The 16,375-nt window shown below is 35.2% G+C and carries 19 protein-coding genes; 12 read left to right on the top strand and 7 right to left on the bottom strand.

Annotation, left to right across the window (positions count from 1 at the left end; translation table 11 throughout):
- Nucleotides 1–36: 36 nt before the first annotated feature.
- On the top strand, nucleotides 37–159 hold the full coding sequence (locus CQZ94_RS31670) for a hypothetical protein (protein WP_255833131.1): 123 nt from the start codon (nucleotides 37–39) through the stop codon (nucleotides 157–159).
- 267 nt (nucleotides 160–426) lie between these two features.
- A complete protein-coding gene (dltD, locus tag CQZ94_RS08045) occupies nucleotides 427–1,608 on the top strand; it encodes a D-alanyl-lipoteichoic acid biosynthesis protein DltD (RefSeq protein WP_105584963.1) in 1,182 nt (393 codons plus the stop codon).
- A 48-nt stretch (nucleotides 1,609–1,656) separates the two neighbouring features.
- On the opposite strand, the gene CQZ94_RS08040 is transcribed toward dltD, so the two are convergent.
- Entirely contained in the window at nucleotides 1,657–1,881 is a 225-nt protein-coding gene (locus CQZ94_RS08040) for a hypothetical protein (RefSeq protein ID WP_105584962.1), read from the bottom strand.
- Between the two features lie 148 nt (nucleotides 1,882–2,029).
- Between CQZ94_RS08040 and CQZ94_RS08035 the strand changes: the two genes are divergently transcribed.
- Nucleotides 2,030–2,530 (top strand): DinB family protein, encoded by a 501-nt coding sequence (locus CQZ94_RS08035; RefSeq protein WP_105584961.1) that lies wholly within the window; start codon nucleotides 2,030–2,032, stop codon nucleotides 2,528–2,530.
- Nucleotides 2,531–2,556: 26 nt separating this feature from the next.
- Here the strand turns inward: CQZ94_RS08035 and uptA are convergent, their stop codons facing one another.
- Nucleotides 2,557–3,162: an undecaprenyl phosphate transporter UptA gene (gene uptA, locus CQZ94_RS08030; RefSeq protein WP_105584960.1), complete on the bottom strand. Its 606-nt coding sequence runs from the start codon at nucleotides 3,160–3,162 to the stop codon at nucleotides 2,557–2,559.
- A gap of 297 nt (nucleotides 3,163–3,459) precedes the next feature.
- Between uptA and CQZ94_RS08025 the strand changes: the two genes are divergently transcribed.
- Both CQZ94_RS08025 and CQZ94_RS08020 read left to right on the top strand, forming a co-directional pair.
- The gene (locus CQZ94_RS08025) at nucleotides 3,460–4,575 is read left to right on the top strand and encodes an HD domain-containing protein (protein WP_105584959.1); all 1,116 of its coding nucleotides are present in this window, start codon (nucleotides 3,460–3,462) and stop codon (nucleotides 4,573–4,575) included.
- Between the two features lie 36 nt (nucleotides 4,576–4,611).
- Nucleotides 4,612–5,109 (top strand): GNAT family N-acetyltransferase, encoded by a 498-nt coding sequence (locus tag CQZ94_RS08020; protein ID WP_105584958.1) that lies wholly within the window; start codon nucleotides 4,612–4,614, stop codon nucleotides 5,107–5,109.
- Nucleotides 5,110–5,144: 35 nt separating this feature from the next.
- Here the strand turns inward: CQZ94_RS08020 and CQZ94_RS08015 are convergent, their stop codons facing one another.
- Nucleotides 5,145–5,909 (bottom strand): DUF1836 domain-containing protein, encoded by a 765-nt coding sequence (locus tag CQZ94_RS08015; RefSeq protein ID WP_105584957.1) that lies wholly within the window; start codon nucleotides 5,907–5,909, stop codon nucleotides 5,145–5,147.
- Between the two features lie 260 nt (nucleotides 5,910–6,169).
- Here CQZ94_RS08015 and CQZ94_RS08010 point away from each other — a divergent pair, with 260 nt between their 5' ends.
- Both CQZ94_RS08010 and CQZ94_RS08005 read left to right on the top strand, forming a co-directional pair.
- A complete protein-coding gene (locus CQZ94_RS08010; RefSeq protein ID WP_002012966.1) occupies nucleotides 6,170–6,619 on the top strand; it encodes a hypothetical protein in 450 nt (149 codons plus the stop codon).
- Nucleotides 6,607–6,915: a YxcD family protein gene (locus tag CQZ94_RS08005; RefSeq protein WP_105584956.1), complete on the top strand. Its 309-nt coding sequence runs from the start codon at nucleotides 6,607–6,609 to the stop codon at nucleotides 6,913–6,915. The genes CQZ94_RS08010 and CQZ94_RS08005 overlap by 13 nt, the downstream gene beginning before the upstream one ends.
- Nucleotides 6,916–6,939: 24 nt before the next feature.
- On the opposite strand, the gene CQZ94_RS08000 is transcribed toward CQZ94_RS08005, so the two are convergent.
- From CQZ94_RS08000 to CQZ94_RS07985, 4 genes are all read right to left on the bottom strand, one after another.
- Nucleotides 6,940–8,178: an NAD(P)/FAD-dependent oxidoreductase gene (locus CQZ94_RS08000; protein WP_105584955.1), complete on the bottom strand. Its 1,239-nt coding sequence runs from the start codon at nucleotides 8,176–8,178 to the stop codon at nucleotides 6,940–6,942.
- Nucleotides 8,175–8,507 carry a (2Fe-2S)-binding protein gene (locus CQZ94_RS07995; protein ID WP_105584954.1) on the bottom strand — a complete coding sequence of 111 codons (333 nt, stop codon included), beginning with the start codon at nucleotides 8,505–8,507 and terminating at the stop codon, nucleotides 8,175–8,177. The genes CQZ94_RS08000 and CQZ94_RS07995 overlap by 4 nt, the downstream gene beginning before the upstream one ends.
- Entirely contained in the window at nucleotides 8,504–8,776 is a 273-nt protein-coding gene (locus CQZ94_RS07990) for a (2Fe-2S)-binding protein (RefSeq protein ID WP_105584953.1), read from the bottom strand. The genes CQZ94_RS07995 and CQZ94_RS07990 overlap by 4 nt, the downstream gene beginning before the upstream one ends.
- A gap of 74 nt (nucleotides 8,777–8,850) precedes the next feature.
- Nucleotides 8,851–10,512, bottom strand: a complete 1,662-nt coding sequence (locus CQZ94_RS07985) for a sigma-54 interaction domain-containing protein (protein WP_105584952.1) — start codon at nucleotides 10,510–10,512, stop codon at nucleotides 8,851–8,853.
- A 182-nt stretch (nucleotides 10,513–10,694) separates the two neighbouring features.
- Here CQZ94_RS07985 and CQZ94_RS07980 point away from each other — a divergent pair, with 182 nt between their 5' ends.
- From CQZ94_RS07980 to CQZ94_RS07960, 5 genes are read left to right on the top strand one after another with little or no spacing between them, the layout of a single operon-like run.
- On the top strand, nucleotides 10,695–11,870 hold the full coding sequence (locus tag CQZ94_RS07980; protein WP_105584951.1) for an NAD(P)/FAD-dependent oxidoreductase: 1,176 nt from the start codon (nucleotides 10,695–10,697) through the stop codon (nucleotides 11,868–11,870).
- The gene (locus tag CQZ94_RS07975; protein WP_105584950.1) at nucleotides 11,867–12,904 is read left to right on the top strand and encodes a proline racemase family protein; all 1,038 of its coding nucleotides are present in this window, start codon (nucleotides 11,867–11,869) and stop codon (nucleotides 12,902–12,904) included. Before CQZ94_RS07980 ends, CQZ94_RS07975 begins: the two co-directional genes overlap by 4 nt.
- Nucleotides 12,901–13,842: a proline racemase family protein gene (locus CQZ94_RS07970; protein WP_105584949.1), complete on the top strand. Its 942-nt coding sequence runs from the start codon at nucleotides 12,901–12,903 to the stop codon at nucleotides 13,840–13,842. Before CQZ94_RS07975 ends, CQZ94_RS07970 begins: the two co-directional genes overlap by 4 nt.
- 22 nt (nucleotides 13,843–13,864) lie before the next feature.
- Nucleotides 13,865–14,761 (top strand): 4-hydroxy-tetrahydrodipicolinate synthase, encoded by an 897-nt coding sequence (gene dapA / locus CQZ94_RS07965; RefSeq protein ID WP_105584948.1) that lies wholly within the window; start codon nucleotides 13,865–13,867, stop codon nucleotides 14,759–14,761.
- An 18-nt stretch (nucleotides 14,762–14,779) separates the two neighbouring features.
- Nucleotides 14,780–16,264 (top strand): aldehyde dehydrogenase family protein, encoded by a 1,485-nt coding sequence (locus CQZ94_RS07960; RefSeq protein ID WP_105584947.1) that lies wholly within the window; start codon nucleotides 14,780–14,782, stop codon nucleotides 16,262–16,264.
- Nucleotides 16,265–16,375 lie beyond the last annotated feature (111 nt).

The following is a 16,375-nucleotide window of genomic DNA, read 5'->3' as shown; positions in this document are numbered from 1 at the left end:
ATTTATTAATCTGTAAACAGTATTAGGAGAGGGATTATGTCTGTATTTGCAATACATACGAAAAGGTTATTCGTGAGGAGACCGAATGTAGAAAATGTTAATCATAACGGACGTTTATTATCATATTTTGAATATCCTACAGCTCTAAATGAGTTATAGACATTTTATATGTTTTTTCATCGCTTAAAAATAAAATTATTACATAAATTCCAGTGTGAAATTTATGTAGAATCTTGTATAATTAACATGTTTCTTTGGAAACATTTTCTTGTGCTATAAATATAGGACTTAATAGCGCAACGGAAGGAAATACATACATGTAAATAATAGATAAATAGAATGGAACATGTATAGAAAAAAGGAGAAAATGATGGCGTGTCATAAACAAGGGTTACAATTTATTAGTAATAGAAAGAGGGATAACAGATGAAGATGAAGCATGCTTTTGGCCCCATTATTTTAGCGTGTCTACTCTTTTTCATTGTACTGCTTATCCCATCTAAAAGTTTAATATCACTTATTAGCGATAAGAAAGTTGAAGATGCAGCAACTTCCTTGCAAAAAGAGAAATTACAAAGTGTTTTCTTACAGCAGAAAATGTTAGAGAATTCGCAGTATTTACCGATGTACGGTTCATCAGAATTTTTACGAATGGATGCATATCATCCGTCTAATTATTTCAAAGTAAACCCTGCAGGTTTCACACCATTTCTAATAGGAACTGGTGGTACGCAAAGCTTGGCTCATATTTTAAATATGACGTCGACAATAGATGAATTAGAAGGTAAAAAGGTAGTCTTCGTTCTTTCACCACAATGGTTTACAAAAACCGGTGTATCACAAGGGGATTTTACAAATAATTTCTCCAAACAACAAGCCTATCACTTTATTTTTAATGACGAAATAAATCCTGAAATGAAGAAAAAAATTGCGAAACGTTTACTAGATTACAAAGTTGTTCGTAAAGATGCGATATTAAGTAGTTCGCTAGAAAGTATTGTATATAACGATACAAAACATAACATCAAAGCTGGACTAGCTAAACCGCTAGCATATATGTACCGGAATATTTTAGATCATCGAGATTTATTTAATTCTCTATTTAAGATCGAACCGGTGAAAGAGAAAACAAATACAGGACTGCGTTCAATTTCTTGGGAAGATGCACGTAAACAAGCGGAACAAGAAGGTAAGGCGGAATCCACAACAAATACATTCGGAATTGAAAATCCGTATTACTATAAACATAATTTAAAGAAAAAATTAAAAGTGTTAAAAAACTTTAGAGCAAATGAATCGTATGATGAATCACCAGAATATGATGACTTACAAATTGTTTTAGATCTTTTCAAAGAAAAAAATGTAAAACCACTCTTTATTTCTGTACCTGTAAACGGACCGTGGTATGATTACGCTGGTTTCCCGAAAGAACGCCGTGATGTGTATTATAATAAGGTTCGCGAGCAAGTCGAGAAAGCCGGATACCCAGTAGTCGATTTTTCTAGCCATGAATATGATAAGTATTTCTTAAAAGATACAATTCATTTAGGCTGGAAAGGCTGGATCTATTTTGATGAAGCAGTGCAGAAGTTTTACTCTGAAAAATAGCGTGAAAACAATAGAAACAGGAATGGCAATAAAGCCGTTCCTGTTTTTTTAGTATAAAGGATTTTGGTGTGGGCAATTTGGAAAGGTGTGTATATCTTGAATTTGTCTAAAGTCATAATGTTTCATTGCAAATTGGGCTTGGTAAAGGTATTCGTAAACAAATAATTGATTATTTTGGACGCCGCATAAAACGCCGGAAGTCCCTTGCCCATTTATGAGAGAAACACCAACAGGGTGTCCGATTAAGTATGGTACTTTTTGCTGCCAATGCATAGGGGAAACACTCCTTTTGAGTTACTATACGAATTTACAAATGAATTGTAACTTATCCACGTAAATCTTAAACTGGAGGGTTGTAATAAAATGTCTAGAAGTCATTAATATGAATGAATTATAAGTGTGAAAGAGGAAGGAATGAATTATGGAGAAAGAATGTATTCTAGAAAAAAAGTTAAGTCTAATAGAATGGTGCCAAACATTTAAGGGTGTAACAAATGATGTATGGTTTGAGTCTTTTAGAAAAGGTTCATGGGGAATTGCGGATGTGATTTCACATTTTATCGTTTGGGATGAGTTTTTAATGAAGTATAGAATTCCATACTTTATAAGTAGACAATCTGTACCAAATGTTCCAACAGATGTGGAAGAAATGAACAAGAGTGCAATGAGATATGCGAGGTCTGGTATTTCAAAAGAAGAACTAATAGATCAGTTTATATCCACCCGTAAACAATTAGTTGATCAAATTAATCAAATTCCTGCCCAGAACTTTAAAGATGACTATCAATTCGGCACGAAAAGAGTGAGATTAAACAATTATTTTTCATCACTCATTCAACATGATTTAAAACATAAAGAAGAAATTATACAATTTATAAAAGATAATCAAGTTAATAATAAAAACCGCTATAATTTCGATTGAATTAATAGCGGTTTTTATTTAGAAATTTAAGCGAGTTTTTTACGTTTTTTTGACCATTTTTTTATCATGAAATATAAAATAATAAGAACAACTCCGCCAACAGCGAACGATTTCACATATGGTCCAGCAACGTCATTTATATTACCCCAGTTTTCTCCAAGTTTTTCACCTAAATAAATGAAAATGATAGACCAAGGAATAATCGCAAGTCCTGTTAAAGTAATGAAGCGTAAAAGTGGCATTTTTGTAATCCCGGCAGGAATTGAAATCGCATGGCGAACGACAGGAATGAAACGGGCTGTGAAAATTACGCCAGTTCCATAACGATTAAACCAATCTTCAGCAGCATCAATTTGTTTTTTATGAATGAAAATATACTTCCCATAACGTTCTAAGACAGGGCGACCACCGTATCGTCCAATCCAATAAATAAAGACTTGGGCAATGATTCCGCCAATGGTACCGAATATAACTGCGCCTACAAATGAGATACTTCCAGTTGATACTAAGTATCCTGCATAGGCAAGGACAATCTCACTTGGAATAATCTCAATCATAAGTCCAAGCATAATGCCCCAATAACCTAATCCTTCAAAAAACGTTAATACTGAATGAATAAAACTACTTAACATTGTTGCACCTTCTAGTTCATAAATTTTCAATTACATGTCATTTTTATTTAACAACATAAAAAGTTCATCATATGCAAATTATACCTTATTTAATGAGCATATTGCCATTTCAATACTTTTTTATGTCTTGTATTTGTTTTCTTTGTATTTATAGTAAACGATATAAATTGAGTTTTCATGAAGAGATAATGAAAATAATATTAAAAATTTCTCATTTTAAAAGAGAAGGAAAGGGGTTAGTAGACTGAAAATTTTGTATAATGATGTAAGTGCTGAATTTACAAAGGGGGAGAAGTTATGCATTTTACAGATTCTATTTACGGGTCAGTTACTATTCAAGATAGAGATATCATACAATTGATTGATACTAAAGCATTTCGAAGATTGGCCTATATAAAACAGCAAGGGCATACATATTTTTTACATAAGAACGCAATACATACAAGGAAAGAACATTCGATAGGTGTATATGTACTGGTAAATAAAGTAATAGAACATCTTATTGAGATTGGTGATATTCATTTATCAAAATATGAACGGAAATTAGTCTCTACTGTAGCACTTCTACACGATATTGGACATGGTCCATATTCGCATTGCTTTCAGAAAATCTCAGGTGAGGATCATGGCGATTTGACCGTTCGAATTATTCAAGAGGATGATGAAATACGTACGATTTTAAATAAGACTACTGGATTATTAGAAGATGTAACGAAAGGTTTAACAGAAGATGGAGTTTTTTCGATTATAGATGAGCTATTATTTAATTCACTAGGAATGGATCAATTAGATTTTTGGAATAGAGATTTATATTATTCATCGCTTGAGTTAGAAGGTATTGAGATTAAAGCACTAATCTCGACTATGCGTTTTATAGATGGAAAGCTTGTAATTGAAGAGAATGGTATACCTTATATTGAACAGTTGATTCAAATGAAAAAAAATCTTTATAATCATGGATTTGGTCATCCATTTGTAGTAGGTAAAGACTTATTATTGCAATTCATTTTCAAAAAGATAGAAGAGAAACACATTTCGTTCCATACTCCGGAACTGCAAAATTTCTTTCGTAAAGCAGAGAGATTAGAAGTGAAGGACTTTCTTCCATTACAGGATGAAATAATTTCTAATGAAATAAAGTGCTTTGCAAAATCAAAGCACGTAGAAATAGCATCATTAATTCAGCTTTATTTTTCAACATCCAAAAGCTTATCATTTGAAACAGGACTAGAAGGTGATTTTAACGAGGAAAATAATAAATTAGCGATAATAACTGAGAAAAGGACTTACAGTTCATATGTAGGTGGTATTTATGTTTATAGGAATGGTCAGTTAGAAGATATTATTGAACAATCATCTTACATTCAGGACATAGTGAATTTGCCGAAAAAAGAATTTGTGTATTCAATTTAATTGACCAAGTAATTCGAAATTGGATGGGGTGAAAATATGGATTGGCATGAACGTTTATTAGAAATGGATGACTTACCAATTATATTAGAGTGGTATAATGACGAAGAATTACATAACATAGCGGACGTGAAACCATTCAAACGATATACAATAGAAGAACTTCGAAAGTATTGGACAGAAAAACTGTCTCGATCTTATGCAAGTTATCATGTGATCGTAGTAGAGGATGAAGTAATAGGGAGAGTTGGATTAAAAAAGAAGAGAAATGACGATATATATGTGATGGAGTACTCAATCTTGATTGGCGTCTCAAATTTATATTCAAAAGGGCTTGGAACAGAGATTACAAATTATTTTATCACTAAATCATTTTTAGACCCTGATATACAAGCGGTTGTATTGCAAGTTAGGGAAGATAATAAGAGGGCAATGCGATGCTATGAGAAAGCTGGGTTCAAAAAAACTGAATCGTATGTAGAGAATCATTTGAAAGTGTATGAGATGCAAAGAGTTAAGGAGTGCAAAATAGTATAGAAATTAAAAAATAGGAGCACTTCTGCTCCTATTTTTTACGGCTTCACATCTAAATTTTGTAAAAATAACGTTGCTGAAACGTAACGTTTTGCTAGCATTTGTACATAAGCGGTATGTACAGAAAGTGTGGCGATAATAATAGCGTTACGAATTGCTTCGCGTTGTTCGTTGTTGATTTGATCAAACTTGCTTGCGATTTTATCAGCTTTTTCTTTTACAATATTTTCGATCGTATGAATGGTATCTGTTGCATTTAGTTGTAAGCAATTCCCTTGATTCAGTTCTTCAAATAAAGAAGAATAAGCTACATATAAATGAACAGGGTTAATTAAATCATCACTTCGATCGGCCGGATCATTTACGATGAGTCGTAATAGTTTGCGAATAGATTCAAAATCAAGCGCTGTTTTTAAATCTTCGACAATGAATAGTAATGCTGCTTGTTCGATTGAGTATTTCTTCCCTTTTTGAGGGGAGCCAATCATTTCTTTTATATCTCGTTTCACCCAGTTTTGCATAGCAGTTACAGAGAAACTTGTGTTTTCAATCTGATTACCAAGCGCAACTATTTCATTTAAAGAAAAACCGACATCCGTATCATCGATTTTAATTAATTTTTCAAAAATAGGTGAAAGTGCGGTTGTAATAAAAGCTGTAACGCTTTGTCCGCTTTCAATATCTTTTTTATGTGACTTTGCCCAAGCTTCTTGTAAAATGCTAAGAGGCTTTTTCGTATTCCATCCTCTAAGTGATAGAAGGAGCGTTGCCATTTCGTTTCGTGTGAGATGAAATGTTTCCATCTTTTCACCTCCAAAATTATAAAAAGTTCTTATGAACTTATAATATGTTTTGTTTCATTTAAAGTCAATTCCGTTTTTCTTAATTTTTCCTTTGTTATGGAATTATTGTCGTAAGTAAATAATACTTGCATATTTCGACAAAAGTTCATATAATAAGTTCATAAGAACCTTTAAAATGGTTTTAAAATAAATCTATCATTCTTGTTTTAAAAGAAAGATAGATTTCACATATATCTATATAAAAGGAGAATGGATATAATATGTTGAAAAAACTTGTAGCAGTAATGACAGCATTCATGGTTATCTTTGGGGCTAGTAGCTTTATGTTCGTAAATCACGCGGAAGCGAAAAGTTACAAATCTGGTAAAAAATCATATACACCAAGTTCTGGTCAAAATTCAAAAGTTGATTTAAACAAAAAAGATTCTAATGTAAATTCACAAAAAACGACAACAGATTCAAAAACAAAAGCAACAAACACAGCACCAAAAAGTAATAAAGGTGGCTTTATGAAAGGCTTATTACTAGGTGGTCTTGGTGGTTTACTAATGGGTAGTTTATTTGCAAATATGGGAGCTCTTGGCTCTGTATTAGCGTTTATGGTAAATATGTTAGTAATGGCTGGTATCGTAATGTTAGCAGTTCGTGCATTTAAATACTTCAAAGATCAACGTAAGAAAAAGGCAGATGAAGTAGCATGGAAACAATAAAAATTTCTGAACAAGAATTAATAAATGCGCTTTGCATATATATCGCTGAAAAAAGACAAGTTGGTCCAGAAGAAGTTTCAGTTGAACTAATGTATGATGACGACTACGGTTTCTCTGCAGAAGTAGAGGTAAATGGTCGCAAGCAAATATTAATTCAAGCGAACTTAATCGAAGCACTACGCTTACTACTTGATCGAGAGTACAACGTCAATTCATTTGCAGCAAGATTGCAACTTGAATTAGATGATGAAGAAGGTATTTACGCATTAGCGAAATTTAATAACTCAGATGAGTAGTGAAAAGAGCTGTTGAGAATAATCTCAGCAGCTCTTTTTAGTATGTGCATATGTAGAAGAATAATCACACCAAAGTTCATTCATCTTCCGTCTACCAACATCAATCATTGGATTAAATTGAATCGCTACTTTTTGACGAACAGAGTGAACGTTTTGCATTGCTTGTTGTAATTGTTGGTCGACTGCAATTTCAGGTTTTTCACTTGCATGTTTAGCAATAGATAGACCCGCAACTGTTCCTTGCGCCATCGCGATTTTTCCGCTTTCAATGCCAGTAATATTTCCAGCAACAAATAAACCTGGAAGAGAGGTTTCCATTTCTTCTGAATGAAGCGGGACATGACCGCCAAGTTCAGGAATATAATGGAACGGACAACCAGCTACAGCGGCAAGCTCAGCAAGCGGATATAACCCTCCGGCAATACAAACGAAGTCAGCCTCATATATCTTTTCTGACCCATTAATAATATTTCCTTTAGAATCAATATTAGCAACACGAACACCTTCAACTTGATCTGTACCGATAATTTCAAGTGCAGCTTTTCGGAGATGAAGTGGTGTTCCGTTTATTTTCATTCCGCTATTTGGATAAAAGGTTAATCCGGCTTTTCGAATCCAATCATACTTCATAAAACGACTACCTATACGTAGGAAAGCGGATGGGGCAAGGTGAGCCGCATTTAAGAGTGAGTTTAAGACTTCTTCTGGTTCACTAGCTTTTCCGCTCAACTCACTTTTTTCAGGAAGTACAATATGTTCTACTTTAATTCCAGCTAATTGTAATTCATTTAAAATAGCGAATGACAAAATGTTAGCACCAATAATGATTCCTTTTTTCCCAACTTGAACCCGGTGAACATTTGTCATAACTTGAGCTGCTCCAATTGACATAACTTCTGGAAGTGTCCAGCCAGGAAGGGGAATAGAATACTCAGCAGCCCCGGTAGCAATTAGTACGAACGGTGCTTCTAACGTACCGATATTTGTATGTACGAACCAAGAACTTTCATCTTTATCTAAATTGTAGACGGAAACACCACATCGAATTTCGACTGAAAGTGCTTTTGCTTCTTCATGAAGGCGCTTTGATTCTTCTATTCCGTTCCACCATTCTCCAGTAGGCTCTTGATGCAACTGTCCTAACAATCTCCCGCCCGGCTTCATAAATTCATCTATAACAAGTACGTTAAGTCCAAAACGTGCACAGGAGATGGAAGCTGATAATCCTGCTGGTCCTGCGCCAATAATAATTACATCGATCATCGTTTTTTCACCATCTCTCTCACGATATTTGGATGCTGTTTTCCGCTTTCAACAACCATATCGTTTTCGGCAACAGTTAAGCACGCTCGTACGTTCGTTTGATTGTTTACAGTCACGCGGCATTCAGAACAATGCCCGATATTACAATAAATACCTCGTGGCGTCCCGCTATCTTCATGGACCCTTAACGTTCTTATTCCGTTTGCAAGCAGAGCAGCCGCTATCGTTTCATGTTCATACGCTTCGTATTCTTGACCGTTAAATTGAAAAGTGATGCGTTGACTACTATTTAAACTACCTAAAATAGGATGATGTGTAATTCTATTCATTTATTTTCACCTACCGATCCAAAGGTAACTGCGCGCACTGGTGGTTGATGTTTTAATGGAATTTCATTAGGAGTTATGTCAGGGTTTGTACTTTCAATCATTCGATCTATCATCATTCTACATGTGCGACCGCCGCAAAAACCCATACCAGCACGCGTTCTTAGTTTTAACTCACGAGCTGAGCAATTATATTCAGCAATTGTCGATTGAAGTTGTCCGTATGTAACTTCTTCACAACGACAAACAATTAAATTCTCTTTATTCGTCATATGTATTCCTCCTCTAGTTCGGTTTACACAAATTATTATGCAATAACTATGCCAACATAGAGGAGGAGAAGGGGTTATTGTAACCCAAGCCTTTTTAAACGGTTATATAAAGTGGCCCTCGTTACCCCGAGTTGTTTCGCACATTCTAATTTATTACCATCTAAAATATGTAAAGCCCTTTCAATTACCTTTTTCTCGTGCTCATCCATTTCTTCTTGTAAAGAAAGAATCATATTATTATTGCTGAGTAATAGGGAATGAGATGTTTTGTTCTCTAAAGTATCATTTGTATGAAACGGTAAATATTCTTGTTTTATAATGCCGTCTGTCGCAAATACGACGAGTCTTTCAACTACGTTGCGGAGCTCGCGAATATTACCAGGCCAATTGTAATGAAGCAGTTCATGCATAATACTTGAAGGTAAGTCGCGAATAGGCCTGTTATAGTTTATTGAAAAATCGTTTAAGAAGGAATAGGTTAATTCGATAATATCCTCTCGTCTTTCGCGTAGTGGCGGAATATGCAAGCTAACTACATTTAAGCGATAGTATAAATCTTCTCGGAAAGTTCCTTTTCCCATTTCTTCTTGTAAATCACGATTTGTAGCAGCGATAATGCGGAAATCAATATGTATTTCTTTTTCTCCACCAACTCGGTAATACTTTCGTTCTTGCAGTACACGCAAAAGTTTCACTTGCATATCGAGAGGCATTTCTCCAATCTCATCAAGGAATAAAGTACCGCCTTGCGCGAGCTCTATTTTCCCTTTCTTCCCTTTACTATTTGCACCAGAAAACGCCCCGCGCTCGTAACCAAATAATTCACTTTCAAATAACGCTTCAGGAATTGCACCGCAGTTAATTGAAATGAAAGGGGCATTCGCTGTCTCACTTGCTTCATGAATTGCTTTCGCAAACACTTCTTTTCCAACTCCGCTTTCGCCGAGTATTAAAACCGTGGATTTCACTGAACAAACCTTTCTAGCTAATTGAATCGTTCGTTGTATAACAGGGCTTTTTCCATTCATCGCAAGGAAAGGATCCGATGTATCTTTATATTTTGCTACTTCTTGTTCTAATCGGTGCATTTCATGCGACATATTAAATAGTTTTTCATTCAAAGCGACTTGATTTGTAACATCAGTTTCAGAAACGACTGCTCCTATAATTTCATCGTTACAATAAACTGGATTTGAATTAATTAATACGAACAAATCCGGACGAGGCTGATGGAACTGAGCGATTATGCTTTTTCCGTCATGTAATGATTGTAAAATTTCTAAATCTTTATAATTAAAAAACTGTGTAATGGGTTGTCCGATAATTTCGTTATGTTTGACTGAAAAGATTTTTTCAGCGCCATCTGTCCACGTACGAACGCATTCTTTCTCATCAATGACGGTAACAGAAGAATCAGTCGTTTGAATGACAGTGTTATAAAAAGCTAGCAAATCATTGTAAGAATTATAAAGAAATGGAATCATTTGTTGAGCAGTTACACAGCATATAGGATCTAGATTTTCGTTCACAATTACAACTGCCGAATTGTTAGAAAAAGCTTCGATTAACGTAGTGAAAGAGTCCTCTTCATAAATAACTGCGCAACTACATTCTTCAGTAGATGAAGGAAGGTAATAAAAATTTTTACCTTCCTGTTTCATGTGCTGAATGGTGCTTGTACGATCAATTGACAAAATTTTTATAAACTCTTTTATTGTTGGAAATGAAAATGTCATAGTGTCCTCCTGGTATGTATAAAAATTTAGACAGTGATAAAGAAATAATACACCTATTTACGATAAATTTAAAATATTTTTACAAATAAAAATTATTTCATATAAATAGTTCTGTATGTAGAGTTGGCACACCAATTGCATAAATAGAAAGTGAGAGATTTAGGAGAAAGGAGGGGTGATATGTGAGACACTGTGACGTTTTAATAATAGGCGGTGGTATTATAGGATGTTCTATCGCTTATTACACATCAAAATACGGAAGAGACGTAACAATCATTGAAAAAGGGGAATTTGTCAGTGGGACGTCTTCACGGTGTGACGGGAACATTTTGGCTATTGATAAAGACCCAGGGTTTGATAGTCAAATGTCGTTAGTAAGTCAAAAATTAGTAACTGAATTAAGTGAAGAGTTGGAGCACTCATTTGAATATAGGGCGCCAGGAAGCATTCTCGTTTGTGAATCAGACGAAGAAATGGAGGCAGCACAGCAATGGGTAAATCGTCAAAAAGAAGCTGGATTACCGTTTCGCATGCTTGACAGGCAAGATATAAGAGAGGAATCACCATTTTTTGCAGATGATTTATTGGGTGGTTTAGAATGCGCAACTGATTCGACTGTAAATCCATATCTTCTTGCTTTTTCACTTCTTGCAGCATCGAAGAAATTTGGTACGAAAGCTTTTAATCATACAGAAGTGAAAGAAATAAAAATAGATATAGACGGTTCCTTTATTGTAGAAACGACAAATGGAACGTTTACTGCGAAACAAGTGGTGAACGCAGCCGGTGTGTGGGCTCCTAAAATCGGACAGATGTTAGATGTAAATATCCCAATCGAACCGAGAAAGGGACATATTATTGTAGCTTCAAGGCAACAACACGTAGGTTGCCGTAAAGTAATGGAATTTGGTTATTTAATTTCTAAATTTGGCGGAAAACGAAAAGTGGATGCTTTAACTGAAAAATACGGAGTAGCTCTTGTATTTGAGCCGACAGAAAGCCAAAATTTTTTAATTGGTAGTAGTAGAGAGTTTGTAGGGTTTCATACGAAGATAAATAACGAGGTTATTAAATGTATTGCGAACAGAGCAATTCGTTTTTATCCGAAAATGGCAGATATGATGGTGATTCGTTCATATGCTGGATTACGCCCGTGGACAGAAGATCATTTGCCAATCATTTCAGGAGTGGAACATATTCCGAACTACTTTATAGCAGCAGGACATGAAGGTGATGGAATTAGTCTTGCAGCAGTAACTGGGAAAGTAATTGAAGAGTTATTAAATGACAAAGAAACAATCATTCCTATTGAACAACTTCGTTTGAGTCGTTTTACAGAAAGGGTGTTAAACGGATGAGGTCACAAAGAGTCTTTACGACAATTGATACACATACGGGTGGGAATCCAACGAGGACATTAATTAGCGGACTTCCAAAGTTAAGTGGAGAGACGATGGCAGAGAAGATGTTACATATGAAAAGAGAGTATGACTGGATCCGGAAATTGCTAATGAATGAGCCACGTGGTCATGATGTAATGTCAGGGGCATTATTAACAGATCCGTGTCATTCCGAAGCTGATATAGGCGTTATATACATAGAGACAGGTGGATATTTACCGATGTGTGGCCACGATACAATTGGTGTATGTACAGCTTTAGTTGAATCAGGTTTAATTCCAGTAGTTGAACCGATTACTTCCTTAAAGCTAGATACGCCAGCTGGCTTAGTTGAAGTAGATATTTCTGTTCAAGATGGGAAAGCGAAAGAAGTCTCTTTCTGTAACATACCAGCTTTTTTACTGAAAAATATTTCTGTACACGTCGAAGAAATTGGAACTGTAGAGGCTGATATTGCGTATGGAGGTAATTTTTATGCCATTATCGATGCGAAGTCAGTTGGTCTAGAGCTAGTGCCAGAAAATACTTCTACAATCATTGATAAGGCGATTCATATTAGAAATACAATTAATGAGAAATTTGAAATCATTCATCCAGAGTATTCGTTTATAAGAGGATTAACACATATTGAATTTTACACAGATCCTACTCATGAAAGTGCGCATGTGAAAAATACAGTTGTTGTTCCGCCAGGAGGAATTGATCGATCTCCATGTGGTACAGGAACATCAGCGAAGTTAGCTGTATTATACGCTCATAAAAAAATTGACATCGATGAAGAGTTCGTTCATGAGAGTATTGTAGGTTCTCTATTTAAAGGGTGTGTCATGAATACAACATATGTCGAAAATATTGAAGCTGTAGTAACGAAAATTACGGGATCAGCTTGGCTTATGGGCATGCATAGATTTTTTTACAATGAAAAGGATCCACTTAAAGAAGGCTTTTTGCTAATTCCGCCGATGGAACATGAAACGGAGGATGTAAAATGAACATTCAAAAAATGTATACAGCAGTAGACGTACACGTAAATGGCGAAGCATTTCGTGTAATTAAAGACGTACCATGCAAATACTACTACAGTTTGGAGCAATTAAATGAACAATTTTCAGGCGAATTAGCAGAGGAAATGAAGCTCTTATTAAATGAACCACGTGGTTTTATCGGCTTAAATGGATGTATTGTCGTTCCTTCTATTCATAATGAAGTTGATGCAGCTGTATTGTTTTTTAATCATGAAGGATCAATCCCTCTTCATTACGGCGGCATTGTCGCGGTAATAACGATGTTACTAGAAAGTGGATATTTAAAAAAGAGAGATTCCAATCAATATAAAATTGAAACGTTATCTGGAATTTTTTCAGTGGATGCATATGTAGAGAATGATGAAGTTGTATCTGTTTCGTTTGAAAGCAAACTATGTTATATGGTTGAGAAAAATTTAAAGGTTGGTAATATAAGTTACTCTCTCATACAGGCAGATAAAGTATATGCAGTTGTAGAAAAGGATACGTATTCGCCAGAAATCAGTATTGAAAACATCTCTAAATTAAAAAAATGGGGTGAAGCTACACTTCAAGCTATACAAAAACAGTCATTAATAAAAAGACTTATTTTAGTAGATTCTATGCAAAAAGAAAAGAACCATATAAAGTCGATTACATTTCATGAAGATAGCTTTATAGTACGTTCGCCGGGTTTTGTTTCTACTATTGTGTCTTATGTTCATACATTATTTAAAAATGATTATATAGCGGATAAACCTTTTAGAAATGAAAGTATTTTTAATAGCTTTATAACAGTGGAACAAGTGAAGAAAGAAGAACTAGGATACATTTTTCGATTTGAAAGTAGAGGGTTTATTACAGGAATGCAGACGTTTCTATTAGACCCTACAGATCCGTTTCCAACAGGATTTTTATTAAAATAAAATGTTAAAGGGAGAGATAAAGATGCAAAAAATTAAAGGGGCATTTCCAGTATTAATAACACCGATGGATGAATTTCAAGAAATTGATTGGAAAGGTGTAAAACAAAACGTAAACTACTTTATTGAGCAAAAAGTAGCTGGAATTATTATTAATGGAAGTACGGGAGAATTTGTTAGTTTATCAAAAGAAGAACGATTTAACATGGTAGAAACAGTATTAAAAGAAGTTGATGGCCGTATTCCAGTCATTGTTGGGACTGCTGCGGAGACGACGAAAGAAACGATTGAATATACGAAACATGCAGAAGCGCACGGAGCAGATTGTGCATTAATCATAAACTCGTATTATTGTAAACCGAAAGAAGAGGAAATCTATTTTCATTTTAAAGAAATCTCAAACGCTGTGAATATACCAATTATGTTATACAATAACCCATTTACTTCCGGTGTTGATATGAGTACAGAACTAATGCTCCGTATTGGAAAAGAGTGTGAAAATGTTACACATATTAAAGAATCTAGCGGAGATATTCGAAAAGCGAGAGATTTAGTAAGACAAGGCGAAGGTGCTTTTCAAGTCTTCTGCGGATCTGAAGATTTAGTTATGGAATCTTATTTAGTTGGTGCAACAGGATGGGTTTCAGTAGCAGGAAATATCGTTCCAGGACTCGTTACGAAAATGTATGAGCATTTTCAAAATGGTGAATTAGAAAAAGCGTGGGAAATGAACGATGCTATTTTACCTCTTTGCGAGTTTCTTGAAGGATCAGGGAAATATGTACAAATCGTTAAACGCTCAATGGAATTACACGGGCAAGTCGGAGGACCTTCACGTTATCCGAGATTAGGATTAACGATAGAAGAAGATCAAAAACTTCAAACGATTTTATCAGAAATTGCAGCTCATGCAGCTGTTTAAATAAGGAGGAGAGCATATATGTTAACAACAAACATTGAGCTGAAACCAAAAGTGAAAGCGTTTTTAAATGAAGAAATTAAAATGTTTATTAATGGTGAATTTGTTTCTTCAATAAGTGGAAAGACGTTTGAAACATACAATCCAGCAACAGAAGATGTTCTAGCAGTCGTATGTGAAGCGCAAGAAGAAGATATTGATGTCGCAGTAAAAGCGGCAAGATCTGCATTTGAATCTGGCCCTTGGGCAGAAATGACTACCGCTGAAAGAGCGCATCTTATTTATAAATTAGCAGACTTAATTGAAGAGCATAGAGAAGAATTAGCACAGCTGGAAGCTTTAGATAATGGAAAACCATATCAAGTAGCACTTGATGATGATATTTCAGCGACTGTAGAAAATTACCGCTATTACGCGGGATGGGCTACAAAAATTATCGGGCAAACAATTCCAATTTCAAAAGATTATTTAAATTACACACGCCATGAACCTGTTGGCGTTGTAGGTCAAATTATTCCGTGGAATTTTCCGCTCGTTATGTCTTCTTGGAAAATGGGAGCCGCTCTTGCGACAGGTTGTACGATTGTATTAAAACCAGCAGAGCAAACACCTTTATCTTTACTATATACAGCGAAGCTTTTTAAAGAAGCTGGTTTTCCAAACGGTGTTGTAAACTTTGTACCAGGTTTCGGTCCTGAAGCAGGATTGGCAATTGTAAACCATCATGATATTGATAAAGTAGCTTTCACAGGTTCAACAGTTACAGGAAAATATATTATGCGTCAATCTGCAGAAACAATTAAACATGTAACATTAGAACTTGGTGGTAAGTCACCAAACATCATTTTAGAAGACGCTGACTTAGAAGAAGCGATTAACGGTGCGTTCCAAGGAATTATGTATAATCATGGTCAAAATTGTAGCGCAGGATCTCGAGTTTTCGTTCATCGGAAACATTATGAAACAGTCGTAAATGAACTTGTGAAAATGGCAAATAACGTGAAGCTAGGGGCAGGTATGGAGGCGGAAACTGAAATGGGACCGCTCGTATCTAAAAAACAACAAGAGCGTGTGCTAAATTACATTGAACAAGGAAAAGCTGAAGGTGCTACTGTTGCAGCTGGCGGTGAACGTGCATTTGAAAAAGGTTATTTTGTACAGCCAACAGTATTCACAAATGTTACTGACGATATGACAATTGTTAAGGAAGAAATTTTTGGACCAGTTGTCGTTATACTTCCATTTGATTCGACAGAAGAAGTAATTGAAAGAGCAAATCGCTCTTCATATGGGCTTGCTGCGGGTGTATGGACACAAAATATTAAAACAGGGCATCAAGTTGCCAATAAATTAAAGGCAGGAACAGTGTGGATTAATGATTATAACCTAGAAAATGCTGCTGCACCATTTGGTGGATATAAGCAATCTGGTGTTGGACGTGAATTAGGTTCATATGCACTTGATAACTATACAGAAGTGAAAAGTGTTTGGGTAAATATCAAGTAAAATTATATTCAGTGTGGAGTCTTTTCATCACTGTAGAATAGTATTTGAACCAATAGGGCATTTACGGTAGGTGATTTTCCACCTTACTTCCTTTGTGTTCAACGCATGAGG

The sequence above is a fragment of the Bacillus sp. MYb209 genome (genome assembly GCF_002975175.1).
Lineage (GTDB): Bacteria > Bacillota > Bacilli > Bacillales > Bacillaceae_G > Bacillus_A.
This window is presented reverse-complemented; position numbering and strand designations above follow the sequence as displayed.